The organism is Flavihumibacter sp. UBA7668 (assembly GCF_002483205.1).
Taxonomy (GTDB): Bacteria; Bacteroidota; Bacteroidia; order Chitinophagales; family Chitinophagaceae; genus Flavihumibacter.
Genome location: NZ_DLHM01000007.1, coordinates 381,313 through 400,462, shown reverse-complemented (window position 1 = coordinate 400,462; position 19,150 = coordinate 381,313). Strand labels below are relative to the sequence as shown.

The following is a 19,150-nucleotide window of genomic DNA, read 5'->3' as shown; positions in this document are numbered from 1 at the left end:
ACAGATGATCAATTAATAACCAGGATTTTGAGGTAATTCAGACACATCAATTTCTTCCTGTGGAATTGGGAAGAGTTCATGTTTGCCTGTTACAAATCCCTGGATTTCTGAGGCTGCCCGACCAGTTCGAACCAAATCAAAAAACCGATCGCCTTCCATGGCCAGTTCAAGGCGGCGTTCGTCCCAGATTGCCTGAGTAAGTGCTGCACCGGTGGCAGTTATATTATGCTCCTGATCACCAAATGCACGCTGGCGAACACGATTCAGATAGTCCTGCGCTTTGGCAGTATTGGGTGATGCCTTGCGATTGTTGGCTTCTGCCGCCATCAATAACACATCAGCAAATCGAATTACCCGATTATTGTTCATGTAATTCAGTTCTATCTGTCCGGATGTTTCTCCTTTACGCGGGTGGTATTTTTGGTTATACAATCCGGTATTCTTGTAAGGAGCAACCAGGTAGGTGATATTGTACTGTGGATTAGCTGCGCTATAGGCTTCGATATCAAGAATTGTAATTGCTTTTCTTGTATCCTCTTCATCAAATGCGTTGGCAAGATCCTGTGTTGGAAGATTTACACTCCAGCCCTGTGCATACGGACTACCACCGGTTAGGTTCCGAATTCCATTGTGCTGAACCGCAAAATTCCCCTGCCCTCTTCCCGGATTGCTCCAGTCATAAAAAGGGTTGTTATTGCTATATTGAATTTCGAAAACAGATTCGGGTCCATTTTCACCACTTGCAAGAAAGATATTTCCAAAATTTGCTACCAGGCTAAATGGCCCATTTACCACTTCTTCCAATACAGTGGCAGCTTCATCAAACTTACCCGGATTGGCATCATTTCCCTGGTATAACAAAACTTTTCCCAGCAATGCCTGTGCTGCATATTTTGTTACACGGCCTGGTTCATTTACAGTAGTTGGAAGGGAAGCAATGGCTGTTCTTAAATCCGTTTCGATTTGCGCATATACCTCAGCTTTAGGAGTGCGACCCAAAGTTTTACTATCACCAACGCCTAAACGACGCTCGGTAAACAACGGAACATCACCAAAAAAACGAACCAGCTCGAAATAATAATACGCACGGAGAAAATAGGCCTGTGCATAGACCTGATCTTTCCCGGCAAACTCTAATTTGTCTTTATTCTCTTCCAGATAATTGGCGCGATTGATTCCTTCAAAACAGGTTTTCCATACTTCCGTCATATAACTGTTTACGGAAATGGTAGTATAATCATCAATCTGCTGCAGGCCCAATACATCGGTAGCATTTTCGCCGCCGGATACCGAGTTGTCAGAAGCAACATCGCCAATAACAGGAACTGCCCAAAGCCATTGCAATGGCGAGTAGACGCCAATCAGCATTTTCTGATAATCATCGGCTGTTTTAAAATAATCATCGGCGGTGATCTGATAATCTTCCCGCGGACTGTAATCAATAAATTTTGTGCAGGAGGGACTGGCGATTAACAGTGCCATTCCAACTGCTATGTATATACGATTTTTCATTGTGTTCTTTTTGTGGTTAGAATTTCACATCAATTCCGGCTGACCAGGTACGGGCCTGGGGATAAACTCCGCGATCAATGCCCGTATCAAAAATGCCCCCTGAGATTTCAGGATCATATCCTGAATATTTAGTAAACGTCAGTGCATTTTTTACCTGTGCATAAATTCTGATCCGGCTGACTTTAATTCGTTTCATCCATTCAGAATTCACTGTATAACCCAGTTGCAGGTCTTTAATTTTTACGAAGGAACCATCTTCCACATATCGGTCAGATGCGCGGATATTATTATTGCCATCCACAAAGGAATAACGGGGATAGCGTGCATCATTTGTTGAACCTTCGCCTGTCCAGCGGCCCAAAACACCACGGTACTTGTTGGTCATGGCAAGATTTCTCTCATAAGCGCGGTAGATATCATTCCCTACTGAGGCATAAACAAAGGTGGTGAAATCAAATCCTTTGTATTCGAGATTGAGACCCCATCCCATGGTGAATTCAGGGAATGGATCCCCAATTTGGGTACGGTCATCTGCATTGATGGTGCCGTCTTTGTTCATATCCATGAAACGGATATCACCCGGTTGTGCTCCGGGTTGAGCAGAGCTGGCAGCAATTTCTGCCTGGTTCTGAAACAATCCATTGGTTTTATATCCAAAGAAATAACCTGGCGTATACCCTTTTTCAAATCTGGTAACCTGCTGACCGGGAATTCCGTAGTTACCGCCGGCGATCAATCCATTATTTGTTTCGGTTACTTCATTTTTGGCAGTAGTGAAATTTAAATAGGTATTCAGCTTGAAATTTTTACCAAAGGTTTCTGTGTAATTCAGGTTTAGATCAACTCCACTTGTGCGGGTGGTTCCAATATTTGCAGTAGGTAAAGCAGCAGTTCCCAAATAAAGAGAGAGCGTTGGAGTAAACAGCAAGCCACTTATATTTTTTTGATAATAATCAGCGGTTAAACTCAGTTTGTTATTCAGGATAGCGATATCAAATCCATAGTTCTGCTGTACCTGTTTTTCCCAACCGAGCGCATCATTGCGGAAAGAAGAGATGGTGGAACCTATTGAAGTTGCATTTTCACCAAAGGTATAACCGGCGTTTTGTCCCAGGTTGTAGGCATATACAACATTCGAGATCCGCTGAAACTGGGGACTTACATTCTCATTTCCGGTTGCGCCATAACTTCCACGGATTTTCAAATGATTGATCAGATTGCTGTTGAAGAAATCTTCGTTGCTAACAATCCAGCCAAGTGATCCCGCATAGAAGTTCGCGAATTTATTTGCCGGACCAAAAGCGTATGAGCCATCCCGGCGTGCAGTGAAACTGGCCAGGTATTTATTATCGTAATCGTAATTAATCCGTCCGAAATAGGACAGGTTACGACGCTCATACTGAAAACTTCCGGCACCCAATCCATTATTTGTAGCCAGTCCGGTTGCGGAAGAAATATCAGCAAATTCCCAGGAGTTAAAAGGCACATCCTGACGGGATGCATCCAACCCATTTCCGGTAACTTTTGCAACTGACATACCAACTACCGCGTCAAAACTGTGCACATCGTTCAGGTTAAATGCATAACTGGCGAAATTTTCCCAGGTATAATTGTAGTAGGTATTTTTGTATTCCGAAACGCTGTTATGCGCCCCGGTTCTTGGAGTGCCATCCGCATTGAGCGTTGAGTTGATATGTCCTGCTCCGTAATAGGAAAGCGGATTAAAACTCTTTCCCACCACATTCGTATAGGTATAACCGTAACGCGATGTCAGGTTTAGATTCTTAATGGGTGTATACGTCAACTCCAACTTTCCATAAAGCTTGTTGGTATTGGATTTGTTATAGGTATCAGCCAGTTGTGTTAATGGGTTGAATATTTCGGATAAGATATTCGGGCTGGTTGCATATTTCCCATATACATTGGGATTGGTATTGTAAATTGGCGTGGTGGGATCGAAGTTCAGGGCGTTGGAAATTACCCCATTGATGGAATTTTCCGCAATTCCGGAACCACGGATATTAACAAAACTGGTGTTGGCGGTAAACTTGAGTTTGGAGCTGAGGTTGTAGGTGATATTCGATGTGGCATTCATCCTGCGGAAGAAGGATTTATCGCCGCCCCCAACAATACCATCCTGATTCAAAAAAGAACCGGAAAGGAAATAGGTCATTTTTTCTGAACCACCACGGGCAGTAAGCGCGTGGGATTGGATGGGTGCGTTTTTAAAGATCTGATCCTGCCAGTCGGTGCCTTTACCGAGAATACTCAAATCTGGGAAAATCAGGTCACCTCCACTAGCAACGGAGCCTTCATTTACCATGGCTCCATATTCAGTAGCGTTGAGTACACCGATTTTACTGAACACTTCCTGAACACCATAATTACCACCGTAAGAAAATTCTGTTTTCTGATTACGGCGTCCGGATTTTGTGGTAACCAGAATAACTCCATTTCCTCCTTTTACGCCATAAATAGAAGTGGTAGCAGCGTCTTTCAGGATATTGATCGATTCAATATCGGCCGCAGGAATTGAGTTGAGGTCATCCAGGGTTTGGATGGATCCATCTACAATTACAACCGGATCGGTTCCGGTATAGGAAGGAATCCCGCGGATTAATACAGTTGGTTTAGCGCCGGGTGATCCGGGTGAAACAACGGTAACGCCTGAAGCACGACCCTGGATCGCATCTTCAGCCCTGACCGGACGGAGTTTTTCAATTTCCTTTTCTTTTACAGTGGCGATGGCACCAGAAATCTTGGTTACTTTCTGCGTACCATATCCTACTACAACCACTTCATCCATTTGTCCGGATGCCGATTGAAGTGTAATACTTAGCACAGATCCACTGATGGTGACATCCTGTTCTGTAAAATTGAGCGAGGATACTGTTAAGGTGGTTGCAGTGGCGGGCACCTCGAGTTTAAAATTCCCATTTTCATCGGTGCTTGTTCCCTGTGTAGTTCCTTTTACCAGGATGGAAGCGTTTTGAACCGGATTTCCTTTGTCGTCGGTTACTCTTCCGGTTATGGGTTTGGTTTGAGAGAAGCCGATCACTGCCCATAGCAGGCCGACCCAGAGTAGCAATACTCGTCGCAGCACGTTTTTCATATGCAAGCAAATTTTAGTTAGAACCCGGAATTTTTTTCGCGGGGAGATAAAGCTAGTAATCCTGCCACCCGTAAGCAAGGAAACCTCTACAACACGACTACATCTTTCGCAATTATATCGTTGATAATCAATAGAAATCGACTACATCATCACTACATCATAGCAAATTCGTAAGTTTAAAGTATGAAACTTGGATGGCTGCTTGGAGGCTTGTTATGTTCGGCTGGACTACAGTCGCAAAATACCATTGGTCTGCCACGTATCATCAACTATACCAAGACGGATTTTCATGGGGGTACGCAAACCTGGGATATCAAACAGGACAGTTCAGGTCGCCTGTATTTTGCCAATAATGAAGGATTATTGACCTATGATGGAACATTTTGGAAGGATTATGCCCTGCCAAACAAGACGATTATGCGTTCACTTGCAGTGGATGAAGGGGGACGGATTTATGCAGGCGGTCAGGGAGAACTGGGTTATTTTGCCCCTGGTAAACAGGGTTTTTTAACCTATACTTCCCTGGTATCCAGGCTACCTGCTGATCAGCGAAGCATTGCTGATATCTGGGATATTGAGGTAGTTGGGTCCGCCATATTTTTTCGGGCACTCGACCGGATTATAGAATGGAACAACGGACAGGCCAGAGTCTTTAAGGCAAGATCAGAATGGGTCTGGTTAAAGAAAATGGGTAATCGCCTGTTTGCTCAGGATGTGGTACAAGGCTTATTTGAATGGCGGGAGAGCCAATGGCAACCGGTGGTTGGAAATAAGCTTCTTCAGTACAAGCCGATAAATGGAATGTTACCTGCCGGCGCCGATTCCATTCTGATGCTGACAGTACGGGATGGGGGATTCTGGCTGGTAAAAGATAGTATCCGGGAGGCGCAGGCATTTCCAAAGACCTTTTTCCCCTCCGATATTAATGCCGTAGTGTCGTTGAATGAACGGGAGTTTATGGTGGGAACCGGATCCTCGGGTGCTTTCGTACTTGATTTTCAAGGGAAGAGAATACAGCAATTGGGTAGAAAAGAGGGCTTACAGAACAATAATATATTAAGTGCATTATTGGACAGAGATGGAAATCTGTGGACAGGATTGAATAATGGGATAAGTTTCATTGCCTATAATGCTGCAGTAAAATACATACATCCTAATGTTGAAAATGAATTGGCGGGATTTGGAGCCAGAATTCTGAAGGACCGGCTTTTTCTTGGAAGTTCTGATGGGGCGTTTGAAGTTCAACTTGATCCGGGAATGAGCGATCTGAGTTTTTCGAGAGGAAGCTTTCGATTAATTCCGGGTAGTTCCGGGCAGGTATGGAGGCTGGATGAAGTGAATAAGCAAATCCTGATGGCACATAATAATGGCACCTATATATTGAAACCGGAACTGGCTGAGCGAATTGCATTGGAGCCAGCCTGGATCTTTCAGCCACTTTCAGCCGTCTTGCCTTCTGAAGAAATTCTGGTTGGAAATTATACCGGCTTAAAGCGTTTACGCTTTTCTGATGGCAAATTTATAAATGAAGGCAACCTGACCGGACTGTATGAGTCACTTCGGTTTCTGGCGATCGATAATGATGGCGGCATTTGGGCATCTCATCCCTACAGGGGAATTTATAAAATTGAAATATCAGGTGATCGCACCCGTTATGAGACGCGTTTGTATACTTCAAAAGATGGCCTGCCCTCTGATTTGGGGAATCATGTTTTTCGGGTGCAAAACAGGGTTCTGTTTGCCACAGAGAAAGGTGCCTTTGAATTTGATAAGTCATCCGGCCGGTTTAAAAAATCAGCATTTTTGGGATCTGTTCTGGGGGAGATGGAACTCCGTTACCTGAAAGAGGATACTGAAGGAAATGTGTGGTTTGTTAGTGGAAAACGTATGGGTGCGGTGATGAGAGGAGGGGGAAGGCGAGATGGGGGAAAGGAGCGGGGAGAAGGGTTTTCGGCGCCGGTGTTTTTTCCGGAGTTAACGGGACAGGTTTTATCCGGATTTGAGCAGGTGTATCCGTATGATTCAAGGAATATTTTTATTGCTTCTGAAAAAGGATTGATTCATTTTAATCTGGAGAAATATCGCGCAAACCGATCACCACTAACGGTTCAATTAGGGCAGGTGCGTGCAATTGGCCGGTCCGATAGTATCTTGTATGCAGGTTTTGGTAATTGGACGGAACCGCGATTACATAGTCAGTTTAGTTCCTTTCGGTTTGAATTCAGTTCTCCCTATTATGGGTTGCCAAATACAATTGAATACAGCTATATGCTGGAAGGATTTGATGCAGACTGGAGCGAATGGTCTATTCGAACGGAGAAAGATTATACCAACCTGACAAGTGGGGATTATATTTTCAAAGTGAAGGCCAGAACCAATCTGGGACGGGAATCTGAACATATTGCGTATAAATTTTCTGTTTCACCACCCTGGTACAAAAGTATGTATGCATACCTGTTATACACAGGTCTGGGTATTTTACTGATTGCGGCAATTGTACGCTGGCAGCGATACAAGCTACATCAGCAGCGATTGAAATTTGAAGAAAAACAACGACAATTGGAGATTCTTCACCAGTTGGAAATAGAACAAAGTGAGAAAGCGATTATTCAATTACAGAATGAAAAACTGGAGCATGAAGTTCGGTATAAAAACAAAGAGCTGGCGGATGCTGCACTTCACTTAGTAGAGCGGACGGATGCGCTTGCCCGGGTAAAGGAAGAATTGCAGAAACTCTATAAATCCAGTGACAATGATAATAGCTTGAAGAAAGCGCTGCAGCTTGTAAACGATATTGAGCGGAACAATGAAAACTGGGATCGGTTTGCCGCGCGATTTGATGAAATCAACGATGATTTCCTCAAAAAAATCAAAGGACTCTATCCGCAGCTGACGAGTACCGATCTGAAGTTATGTGCTTATTTGCAACTAAATATGTCATCCAAGGAAATTGCTCAGCTAATGAATATTTCCTTGCGCGGGGTGGAAATCAGCCGATACCGACTGCGCAAAAAACTCCAGCTCCCAACAGAAAAAACCTTTCCGGAGTTTTTTTCCTCCCTTTAGGTGTCAGACAGGTATTAGAACGTTGTTAGAGAAGTGTCAGACACATGTTAGAACAGTGTTAGTCAGCTTTCTGGTATTCAATGACTTCTCGCAGTATTTTTTTTATTAAACTTATGGGTATGTTTTTATTTGGATCAACAGGTAAAGTTTTCATCCTTGAACGATTACCCGTTATTAAGTAGGGGTAATCCAATATTCGTCCGTCAACAAACAAAATGTAGGGATGACCTGTTTTCTTATCTGTCCATAAATAAAGGATCGGTTTTTTACCAATGCAGAAACAGGGCATTCCGTATTTTGTAGTTTCTGAAATTTCAGCAGCACTCTGAATAATGATGGCTTTTAAAGCCAGAAAGCAGGATTTATTTGGTTCCGGCTGACAATCATAAAAAGCGTCTGTTGAGTTTAACTGAGCCAAAATATAGAAGTGTTTTTAGGGTTCTAAAATTTACAATTATTGACTTAAGGAAAAATCATTTGGGATTAATTGATTTTAATTCATAAAACACTAACCCGATAATAATAAGTAGTTCTCCTATAAAATAAATCCAACCAATTGGCACAAGGGATTCGGAGTGTTTTATTATCACTAATAAAATCACCAAGCAATAACTGAGATTGGCAAGAGCAATTCCGAGGAGAAGTCGCTTCCATAAACGGGTTGGAAAATAGGAAAAGCAAAGAAATGAATAAACCATAAAAACTGCCGCAGGAATTGAAAGAGCGTTTGTTACAGGTACAGGCAGTCCAAAGATTTGTGGCCAGATGAAGGGAAATATGGATAAACAGAAGGTGGTGGTTGCTGCACCAATTGCATCGATTAGAAAAAGCTGTTTTGGCGAAAGCATAAATTAATGATTGTTGGTATTTTGTAAACCGGCTTTCAAAATAGTAACAGCTTCCTCCATTTCGCTTTCATTCAAATTTCCAAATCCAATTCGCATGGCAGTCAGGTTTTTTTGTTGGTAGAGTAATGTTCTGGGTATGAATAATTCATGTGTTTCGCAAAACTTGCTCAGTTGGTATAAATTTACATTGTTTCGCCATTCCAGCCAGATAGCGAGTCCGCCTGGTGGTGTTTCAAATTGAACACAGTCTGCAAAATTTTCAATTAATAATCCGACCATTTTATTGCGACGTACTTCATATACCTGTACTGATTTTTTTATGGCGCGATGAATTTCACCTTCTTCAATCAGCTCCCCTAAAACCTGTTCCAGGAGCGGATCTCCCTGCCGATCCAGCACCTGCAGGTGCTTCCGTAATTCAGTTATCAGATTTTCAGGTGCTACGATAAAACCGGTACGGAATCCCGGAGCGAGTGATTTTCCAAACGTCCCACTATAAACTACCATACCATTGGTGTCAGCGCTTGCAAGCGGTAATACCGGGCGTTTATCATAATGAAAATCGTAATCGTAATCATCTTCTAATATGATAAATCCGAATTCTGCAGCAAGTTGCAATAAGTCCAGCCGGCGCTGAGAGCTGAGGGTTACAGTTGTTGGATAGTGGTGGTGAGGTGTAATATAGAGAAGACGGATTTTTTGTTTTTCACAGAGGCGCTTTACTGCTTCCACATCAATACCATCCTGGTCTACAGGTACGGTTTTAATTTTCGCACCGGTTTGCTGAAATATCATGTTCATGGCAAAATAACTGGGTGAGCCCACTACAACAGTATCGCTTGCATTGAGCAGGAGACTGGCAGTTATGTAAACACTCATTTCAGTGCTGCGGGTAAGCAGGATATTTGCAGGCGAGATATGTAATCCCCTCGAAAGATTCAGGTAATTGGCGAGCTGTTTCCGAAAGAAAAGATTGCCTTCCTGATTATAATATCCCAGTTGTCGCCGGTTTATTTTTCTTTTCAGGCTGGCGCTGTATTGACGGGATAATTGTTCGAGCTGAGTTAGTCGCATATCCGGATTTCCATCGTTCAGATGTAATCGTGATTTGCTGAATTCAAAGGGGTTATCCAACAGGTTTGATTTTTTAAAAACAAAACCTGTTTGGGATGGGTACTGGATAAGCTGATCAGGTTGAGCTCCGCGAATTTTTATGGGTCGTTGATTGGGCTCGCCTATGATAAAAGTGCCTTTATTGGGAAGGGTCTCAACCCATCCCTGAGCATCCAGCTCCTCATAAGCCATTATGATAGTATTTCGGTGAACGTGCAATACTTGTCCCAGTAACCGACTTCCGGGTAATTGCGTGCCGGCAGTAAGGTAACGTCGTTGAATTCCATTGATTAGCTGATGTGCAATCTGCAGGTAGACCGGGGTAGAAGAACTGCGATCAACCTGGATAATGCTTTCGAATGAAATGGAAACCGGACTAGCCATAATATCAAAACTGGTACAGTTGGATGGACCGGCAAGATACTAGATTTGCCGGCAAATTGGTAAGAACAAATGAATCACAAGACTGAATTTACTCTTTTCTTCCGTCGGATGGTGGCTGTGTCTTTTGCACTTTCACTCGTTAATATACCAGCTGTTTCACAGGATAAGGGTTCGGAATTGGATCCTGTTACTGTAACAGCGTCTGTTAATCCGATCCAAACCTCAAGATCGGGTAGGAATGTTTTTATAATTAAAGGTGATCGATTTCTTGAATTGCCGGTACAGTCGGTGGATGAGTTATTGCGGTTCCTGCCGGGAGTGGAAATGCAGATGCGCGGACCCGCAGGCAGCCAGGGTGATATTGTTTTGAGGGGAGGAAGTTTCCAACAAGTGCTGGTATTGCTGGATGGGGTGCGATTGAATGATCCCAATACAGGGCATTTTTCCGGTTATATCCCGCTGGCTCCGTCGGAAATTGACCGCATTGAAATTTTGAAGGGCGCGGGTTCTGCCATTTACGGTTCGGAAGCGGTGGGTGGTGTGATTCATATCATAACACGAACCTATGCAAGCCGATCGGATGCAGCAGATTCGGTTGCTGTTCAGGCGCAGGGCGCTTTGGGAGAATATAGATACGCCTCTTTGCAAGCCGGAGCATTTGTACGGAAAGGCCGAATGGCATTTAGTGCAGGGATTTTATCTAATAACGCGGATGGACAACCGCAAAGAGGGACAAGAGGTTTTTTTCATAATAATACGGTTTCGCTTTCCGCAGGTCATTGGTTGAGCGATCGCTGGAAACTCAGTGCCCGTGCGGCTTTTGATCACCGTGATTTTGGTGCACAGAATTTTTACACCACGTTTGCGTCAGATACGGCATCGGAAAAAATCAAAAGCTGGTGGACACAATTGCAGTTGCAGCGTGTGGGCAAGCGTGATCGGCTGGTGATGGATCTTGGTTATAAACACCTGGTGGATGAATTCGCATTTAATAAAAGTTCCGTGGCAAATCGGAGTGTAAGTGAATTGATACAGGCGCAGGTTCGGGATGAAATTCAACTGAATGAGAAAACGGGTTTAACTGCAGGGATGCAGTTGATCAGTAAAAAAATCGCTTCTAATGACCGGGGTAATCATACGGTTTTACAAGGCGGAGCATTTCTTGTGTTGAATAAGCAATTGGGAGAGAATTGGTTGGTGAGCCCGGCTTTGAGATTGGAGTGGAATGAGCGGTCGAATTGGGAATGGATACCGCAGTTGAATGTTTCCTATCGCGCCGGTGATTGGCAATTGCGGGCCAGTGGTGGCAAAACAATTCGGGATGCGGACTTTACGGAACGGTTTAATAACTATAACAGAGCCCTGGTTACAGGTGGGCGGATTGGGAATCCGGATTTGAATCCGGAACGGTCCTGGTCGTATGAAATGGGGACTGATTATTTTTTCAGCAACCGTTTTAAGCTGTCTGCAACTTATTTTCAGCGGTTTCATGAGCAGTTGATTGATTGGACGAATACGCCGTATGCGGAGATGCCGCGAAAAGAGAATTTATCGCCAACGGGGGCATATGCATTGGCTAAGAATATTGCCCGTGTGAATACGCGGGGGGTGGAATTGGATGGACAGTTACAGCAAAAATTTGGAGAACATAAGGAGATATGGCTGAGTGCCGGTCTTACCTGGATTGAATCGAAAGGAACTGAGTCCACCCCCTCTTTGTATTTATCTTCCCATTCACGTTGGCTGACAAATTTAAATGCGCAGTATCAATTTGGACGTTTTGTTGTGAGTGTGGGTGCATTGTACAAGTACCGGTTGGCACAGCAGGCTGCGGGAATCGGTGCAGTTTTGGAACCGGATTATTTTCTGTTGAATGGGAAATTCCAGGCGGCGGTTTGGCAGCAGCGGTTGCGGGTCTTTGTACAGGTCGACAATATGTTCAATGTCTCCTATCAGGACCTGCTGGGCTCCGTTATGCCGGGTCGCTGGGTGATGGGGGGGCTTTCCTTCCGGCTTTAAGTGTCAGACAGGTGTTAGAACAGTGTTAGAGAGGTGTCAGATACATGTTGGAACTGGTGTCTGACACCTTTTACGCTTTCGGGTGTTTTGGCGTTTCCTTTTTAGCGGGTCGGGTGGGCTTATCCAGGTCGATCACCTTAATAACGGTACGGATGATATCAATAACCACCGGAGCCCCGATTCCCAGGCGCTGTGCATTAGTATTGGCCGGTGCAATGGAAATGCTGGTTGGATCAAACAGAATATAATTAATCAGGTTTTCACCATCAGCCGTGGTTTCCGGCACATAGACCTGAATGTTGGTTTTCTTATATCCATCGGGATAATAGCGAACATAAAATCCCTGCTCGTGTCGGTACCATTGATTGAGTTTGAATTCCGGCTTGCGCATTTGTGATAAAGTGCGGGGTACTGCTATTTGCTCGTAGGCTTCATAAGAATTTACACCGGTATTGAAAACTTGCTGGATATCACCAAGGGCTCCACCTGATGGCATTACAGCCGCTACCGTTTTTACGATCCCTATAACCCCGCCATTGAGTTCAAAAAGCTGTTTCGAATTGAGTAATCTACGGCCGGTATACTGAACAGGCGTGGGCAGTTTGCTGAATTCGGTTCGGCTAACCACCCCCCATAACAACAACTGAATATTACGCTGATCCAGATCATTAACGGTTTGAGAATTCTTTAAAATAGCTTCGATAATCTCTTTTCGGGGATGATTGACCGGTGCCTGAAAATAAGCATCCCTTGGCGTAGGATCAGGGGTTCCGGGCTGGAGGCAATAAGATTTGAATTCGGCCGCATAAAATCCCGGTTTAAGGATATAACTGCCCTGTTCAGTTTGGGGTTGTTCAACCATTGACAATGCAACAGTGTCTTGAATTTCAAGTGATTGCACTGTGTAGTCGGTCTCTTTTGGAAGGGGTTTGCTGGCTGTTTTAGGGGAACTGCAGGCCATAAAAACCAGGCTGATAAGAGTACTGTAAAAGACTATACTTTTCATGGTACAGGGTATGGGTTCCTGTATAAACGGTTTAGAGCAGGGTTACGGTATGTGCGTGCATACAGTTAACACATTATTAGCGGCTGGAAAGAGGTTTTGGCGGCCGGGTACCGTTCAACCCATTTCCCGTTGGGCAATGAAAAGAGCGAATAATTTTGAAGAGATATGAAACCGGCTGCTTTACTCATCTTTATTTTCATGTTGCTTTCACTGTTATCGAAAGCGCAACCCGCCATTCCTGTGCATCCACCTATCCAAATAAAGGTGTTCAATCATAAACAGGAACCACTCGATTTTGTAAGTGTCCGGATCCTGCTGAAAGCAGATTCCAGCCGGATTTTAAGTGCCGTCAGTGATTCCACCGGTAAACTTCCCTTACCTGAACTTGTACCGGGAGAATACCTGCTTTGTTTTAGCCGGGTGAATTATGAACCTGCCTGCCAGTCGCTCACTATTCCGGCAAACAACACAAGTTTGGGTGCGCAGGTTCTCACTGTAACACTCCAGCCATCCGGACAATTAAGCACTATTACCGTCACGGCCAAAAAACCACCGGTACAGTTCCTCTCTGACAGAACCATTATCCGGGTGGACGCCAGCATCAATAATGCCGGGACCACTGCGTTGGAAGTGTTGGAACGATCTCCCGGTATTACGCTTGATAAAGATGGGAACATTAGTCTTAAGGGACGCGATCAGGTACTGGTAATGATTGATAACAAACCCAGCTATCTGACCGGTACAGAACTCAATGCCCTGTTACAGGGTATGAGTAGTAATGATATTGAAACGATTGAATTGATTGATAATCCGCCTGCCCGCTATGATGCGGCTGGAAATGGTGGCATCATAAATATCCGGCTGAAGAAAACCCGGCAGAGAGGGTTTAATGGAAACCTTAGTTTATCCGGCGGCCAGGGCATCTATCCCAAATCCAACAATGCGCTTTCGCTCAATTATCATAGCGGGAAAATCAATCTGTTTGGAAATTACAGTAGTACGGTCAACCAGAACCTGCTGGATATGTATGCTTTCCGGAGCTATTATGCGGATGATGATAAAACCCTGCTTTCTACCCTGGAGCAACCCACCTATATTGAGTCGACCGCAAAAAATCACACATTGCGCACCGGAATGGATTATTCCTTGAATAAAAAAACCTCCCTGGGGATCGCATTGGCAGGTACAAAACTTGATCGCAACGGAACCGGGAGAGGTGAAGCGAGTTGGAAATCATCCGGCAGTACAACTGATTCCCTCATTCACACCCGAAATTCAAATAGTACCGATTGGAAAAATGGGTCGGTGAACCTGAATCTTCGGCACCAGTTTTCTTCCAAACAGGAACTTTCCGCAAATCTCGACTGGCTGGGCTATCAGATTGATGGCAGCCAGGGTTTTCAGAATATTCGTAGTGATGACAACCCTTATACGGAATCCTTTCTTGGAGTATTACCCAGCAAGATCAGGATCCTTTCTTTCAAATCAGACCACCAGATCACACTACCCAAACAATATATACTCGAAACTGGTATAAAATGGGCAGTTACGTCCACCAACAATAAAGCATCTTATACCATCAACCAGGGTGGCGGTTGGGAAGAAGACCCGGGAAAGAGCAATCATTTCCTGTATGATGAACAGATTTGCGCGGCCTATGCCAGTCTGGAGCGAAAAATCAATCGCTGGTGGTACCAGCTGGGATTGAGATACGAACACACTTCCTTTGATGCGCACCAGTTAGGCAATGCCGTTATCAAGGATTCCGCTTTTTCGAATCAGTATGGAAGTTTGTTTCCCGGTTTGCAGGTAACTGTGGAGCTTGATTCAAGTAATGAGCTTAGTTTGACAATGAATAAACGGATTGATCGCCCGCCCTATCAGCAGCTCAATCCGTTTGTATTCATCATTAACAAATATACCTACCAGAAAGGGAATCCCTTAATGAAGCCACAATTCACCTATAGCATTGAGTTGTCGCACCGTTACAAAAATCTGCTAAATACCAGTATATCGTATAGTGATACCCGTGATTATTTTTCGCAGATTTTTTTATCAGACAGTGCCGGTACATTTTTTTATTCGGAAGGTAATCTTGGCAGAAGAAAAATACTTGGACTATCGATCTCTTTCAGTGAGCAGCTCCTGCCTTTCTGGAGCTTCACTAGCCAGGCAGATCTGCAGCATAAAAAACTGAAAGGGTTTATTTGGAAATCATTGGAAGCCAGTATCACGCAGATAAATGTTTCAATCAATAACCAGTTCAGGCTTGGTAAAGGCTGGGCAATGGAAGCATCGGGTTATTGGATCAGCAGAAGTCAGGCAGATATTCAGGAAGTGGTAGAGCCAACCGGACAGGCAGGTATTGGCATTTCAAAACAGGTACTAAAAAACAAAGGAAACCTGAAACTAACGGCGAGGGATATCTTCTATACACAGAATATGGAAGGCTTTACCATATTCAACCAGGCTACAGAGTATTTTCGTTTGCAGCGGGATACACGGGTAATAAATTTGGCTTTCACCTGGAGATTTGGCAATCAAAGTAAAGCAATACCCCGCCGCACCAATAAAGTGGATGAGGCAGATCGGGTAAGCGGATAAAAAAGAGCCGGATCAACCGGCTCCTACTAGTTAATTTTTCTTTCTTTTTTTCGCCCGTTTTTTGGGTGCTTTAACCGGCTCTTCTTTCACACTTAAATCCTTAATCCGGATATTCCGGAAGAAGAGGGTGTCTCCATGACCGAGGAATCCGATATGTCCGCTTGTCCGTTTCAATCCGGGATGGTTCCTTTTATCTACCGTTCCGTTTGCAGATGCAGCTGCCAGATCTCCTTCCAGTATAACAGTACCGTTCAGGGTAACTTTGATTTTATTTCCAATCAGTTCAATTTCCTCCTCATTCCATTCTCCAACCGGCTTCAAGTAACCTCTTTTTGCTGCGATTACACCATATACGGATCCATGGTACTGGTAAACCTGCAGATTCTTATAGATGTCAGCATCATTATCCAGTATCTGTACTTCCATTCCCTCATAAGCTGCATCACCCTCCAATGGCGCGCGTAACCCTACTCCATTATTGGCACCAGGTGTAAGTTTGAACTCAAATCGATAAACAAAATCTGAATACTGATCTTTCGTATACAGGTTACCGTTGCCTCCTCTTTTCGGATAAACGGCAAGATTGCCATCTTCAATTATATAGGCTGATTTATTTCCAACCCATTCATGCAGACTGCTGCCATCAAACAACACTTTAAAGCCTGCATTTTTCTCGGCTTCACTTAATTCGGTTGGTTCAGGAGTTTTTATCTCACGCAGGTAGATATCGCGATAAGCCACATAAGTACCATGTGCCTGTAATTCAATCTGTTCTTCTTTGAAAAGAGGAAGATTGCGATCCCAGTAATTTTCCAATGGCACTTTGTCTACGACCAGTTTTCCATTCAGATAAACCGTTACCATATCGCCTTCCATCAATATGCGGAACTGATTCCATTCGCCAATAGCATTATCAGCTACCAGCAATGGTTTGCTTGGGTTTTTCTGGTTATTGTACAATCCTCCGGATCCTACCTGTGCACCTACATCCCGACGGGAAGTATCCCAAACCTGAACCTGTGGGGTACCTCTGAGATAAATTCCGGCATCACCGTCTTTGGTAATTTTCCAATCTACAAATAGTTCAAAATCGCGGTAATTTTTATTTGTGCAAAGGTTATCTCCATGTCCATTGAAAACAAGCAATCCATCTTTTACAGACCAGCCCTCCCGCATTTTTATATCAGCTTTTTCCTGTTCACGAGCCAATGTCTGAGAATCCATTTTTGAACGGGAGATGGGATTGCCTACCAGACCTTTCCATCCGCTCAAATCATGCCCATTGAAAAGAGGTTGAAAATCTCCTTCCTTCGGAAGGCTCGCAAGATGTTTCTTTACTGCAGCTTTGAGATAGTCGCTTTCATTTCCAGATACGGCCGTAATAGCGTTCTCTAAAATTTGGTGAACCTTTGCACCCTTTAACTGCGGGTTATTCAAACATGCATTCATAACCGCATTGGCCGCGGCATTTTTAAGTGATGCGTCATTTAAAAAACTGGCAGTATATAACAAAGAGGGATAGGTGCTTATTTTACCTAATTCATTAATCAGTGTTGTTTGATGACGTTTATCTGCTTTTGGAAGAAGTTCACGAATCATCAGGTATTTGTTCTCTCCAGATTGATTACTGTTCCTTACCTGCTGAATAAAAGCTGAAACCAAAGCACTGTTAAGATCGGGTGATTGATTTTCGGAACTCAGTTTGAAAACTGAATTCAATGCTTCCCCATTTTTCCAGCCACCAAGAGCTGATACCATTTTTAGTCGGGATGCTGCATTGGCAGTTTTAAATCCACCCAATACCTCCTGTTGAAAGCTATCGCCTCCAAGAGAAGCCATTACCCTATAATAGTTGGATTGTTTTTCGGCAGGCAGGGAACGGTATACATTCAATAATTGTTTAGTAAGTAAGGTTGGATTTTTGATCCCGCTTAAAGCACTGATTACGATATCCTGCCTGTTTTTAAGATCTGCATCTGAAGGTCCGTTTGCCAATAAAGGGAACAGACTTTCGAGTTGTTCCGGAATAACCATCTGCGTCAGTGAGCGGGCTGCAGTTTCTTTAATTGTTTTGTCTTCACTACTCAAATAGGGCAGTACCAAGGGTACCTTTGCTGATGCGGCTCTTTCACCCAAAATCTGCATGGCGGCAATCTTTCCTGCAGCATTTGCTGAAGGAAGTACAGCTGCAGCAGTTTCGACTGCTGCATTGGGACTTGCGATCAGCATGGCTTTTGAGATGGCTGCTGCTTCTTCACTGGACGCTGTTTTCAAATAAACTCCCAGGATAGGCAATACTTTATCCCCGGCTAATTGAACAGCGGAATTCATAATGCTTTTTCGGATAGTTGCATCTTTCGATTCAAGCAGTTGCAGGGCCAGAGGTGTTGCAGCTTTAATATCCTTTGCCGCAAAAGCATTTACCAATTCTGCTTTAGCAACCGGCGAAAGACTGGCGGCATTTTTTAACCAGGATGCCGCTGTTTCATTACTTAAATTGGGTGCGGCAAATTGTAATGCTGCCTGTCTAAATTGAATATTTTTATCTTTTAAAGCTGCCATCAGGGTTGGAATTGCAGCATCTCCCTGAAGTCTACTGATCAGATTTAATAAGGCAATTCTGGTTGAAATCTGATTAGGTTGTTGTAAACTGTTCATTAAAGCGGTTGCTTTTTTAACAGCCCCTGCTTTGTTGCTGGTTTGCGATCCCAATAATTGCAGATAGGCAGCAGTTGCTTCACTATTTTCAAAACGATAGCCTGCCTGTTTGGCAGCTGTAGCCAGCATTGTTTCAGCTGCCGGAGTGCCAATGGAAGCAAGTGTATAATAGGCTGCATTTTTCAGTGGTCCGTCTGCTTCCTTTGCAATAGCAAGAATAGCCGGAGCAGCGGGTTGGTAGTTAGCATGTCCGAGTGCCTGAACCAGCGCCAGTTTGCTTTTTCCCTCTGCCGTATTTAATGCTTCGCTTAAAGTTGCCAGTGATTCCTCCGTATGTATGATGGCCAGTGCCCGGCTGGCTGCATCCACAAGCTGATCATCAGTCAGTAATGGCTGCAGGAAGGGAATAGCATCATTTTTACCAACAAGTTCCAATTGTGTAACCAGAAATTGTTTTGTAACAGGGTCATTAACCTGTGAGAGCGCTTGTCCGTATGCGTTAGTAGCCATGGAACGCCAGTTTTCCCTACCAGTTTGGGTGGCATAGAAGCTGAATCCGGATAATGCAAAGTGCTGACGGCTTTTATCACCTCCTCCATTGAGTTGTTTTATTAATTCGATCAGACCACTTTCGCCAAGGTCTGCCACCGACATCGCATTGGCAATAAGTTCTGCTGAATCAGCAGCAGGTGCTTTTGCCAGGAGGTCAGCAATTTTGGTTGGAATTGTTCTGTTCTGATCGGATTGAGCTAGTACATTGGTGGTCGCATGCGTTAGCGAACCAGCCAGTAATAAGGAAAGAACGGTATATTTCATATTGATCTTGTC

General features: G+C 44.0%; 9 protein-coding genes. 3 read left to right on the top strand and 6 right to left on the bottom strand.

Going from position 1 to position 19,150, the window contains the following annotated elements:
* Window positions 1-12 precede the first annotated feature (12 nt).
* Together B2746_RS19215 and B2746_RS19210 are read right to left on the bottom strand one after the other, a co-directional pair.
* Complete coding sequence (locus B2746_RS19215) at window positions 13-1,512, bottom strand: RagB/SusD family nutrient uptake outer membrane protein (RefSeq protein ID WP_290797665.1); 1,500 nt, start codon at window positions 1,510-1,512, stop codon at window positions 13-15.
* 16 nt (window positions 1,513-1,528) lie between these two features.
* Window positions 1,529-4,624: a SusC/RagA family TonB-linked outer membrane protein gene (locus B2746_RS19210; RefSeq protein WP_290797661.1), complete on the bottom strand. Its 3,096-nt coding sequence runs from the start codon at window positions 4,622-4,624 to the stop codon at window positions 1,529-1,531.
* 183 nt (window positions 4,625-4,807) lie between these two features.
* Between B2746_RS19210 and B2746_RS19205 the strand changes: the two genes are divergently transcribed.
* Window positions 4,808-7,690 (top strand): triple tyrosine motif-containing protein, encoded by a 2,883-nt coding sequence (locus B2746_RS19205; RefSeq protein ID WP_290797658.1) that lies wholly within the window; start codon window positions 4,808-4,810, stop codon window positions 7,688-7,690.
* A gap of 58 nt (window positions 7,691-7,748) precedes the next feature.
* Here B2746_RS19205 and B2746_RS22855 read toward each other — a convergent pair whose 3' ends face one another.
* The gene (locus B2746_RS22855; RefSeq protein ID WP_414655286.1) at window positions 7,749-8,108 is read right to left on the bottom strand and encodes a DUF1801 domain-containing protein; all 360 of its coding nucleotides are present in this window, start codon (window positions 8,106-8,108) and stop codon (window positions 7,749-7,751) included.
* Window positions 8,109-8,541: 433 nt separating this feature from the next.
* Entirely contained in the window at window positions 8,542-10,035 is a 1,494-nt protein-coding gene (locus B2746_RS19200; RefSeq protein ID WP_290797655.1) for a PLP-dependent aminotransferase family protein, read from the bottom strand.
* A gap of 69 nt (window positions 10,036-10,104) precedes the next feature.
* Here B2746_RS19200 and B2746_RS19195 point away from each other — a divergent pair, with 69 nt between their 5' ends.
* Window positions 10,105-12,054 carry a TonB-dependent receptor plug domain-containing protein gene (locus B2746_RS19195; protein WP_290797653.1) on the top strand — a complete coding sequence of 650 codons (1,950 nt, stop codon included), beginning with the start codon at window positions 10,105-10,107 and terminating at the stop codon, window positions 12,052-12,054.
* 70 nt (window positions 12,055-12,124) lie between these two features.
* On the opposite strand, the gene B2746_RS19190 is transcribed toward B2746_RS19195, so the two are convergent.
* The gene (locus B2746_RS19190) at window positions 12,125-13,060 is read right to left on the bottom strand and encodes a hypothetical protein (protein ID WP_290797651.1); all 936 of its coding nucleotides are present in this window, start codon (window positions 13,058-13,060) and stop codon (window positions 12,125-12,127) included.
* A gap of 165 nt (window positions 13,061-13,225) precedes the next feature.
* Here B2746_RS19190 and B2746_RS19185 point away from each other — a divergent pair, with 165 nt between their 5' ends.
* Window positions 13,226-15,664, top strand: coding sequence for an outer membrane beta-barrel protein (locus B2746_RS19185; protein WP_290797648.1), 2,439 nt, complete (start codon window positions 13,226-13,228; stop codon window positions 15,662-15,664).
* Window positions 15,665-15,694: 30 nt separating this feature from the next.
* Here B2746_RS19185 and B2746_RS19180 read toward each other — a convergent pair whose 3' ends face one another.
* Entirely contained in the window at window positions 15,695-19,138 is a 3,444-nt protein-coding gene (locus B2746_RS19180; protein ID WP_290797645.1) for a family 16 glycoside hydrolase, read from the bottom strand.
* Window positions 19,139-19,150: the final 12 nt, after the last annotated feature.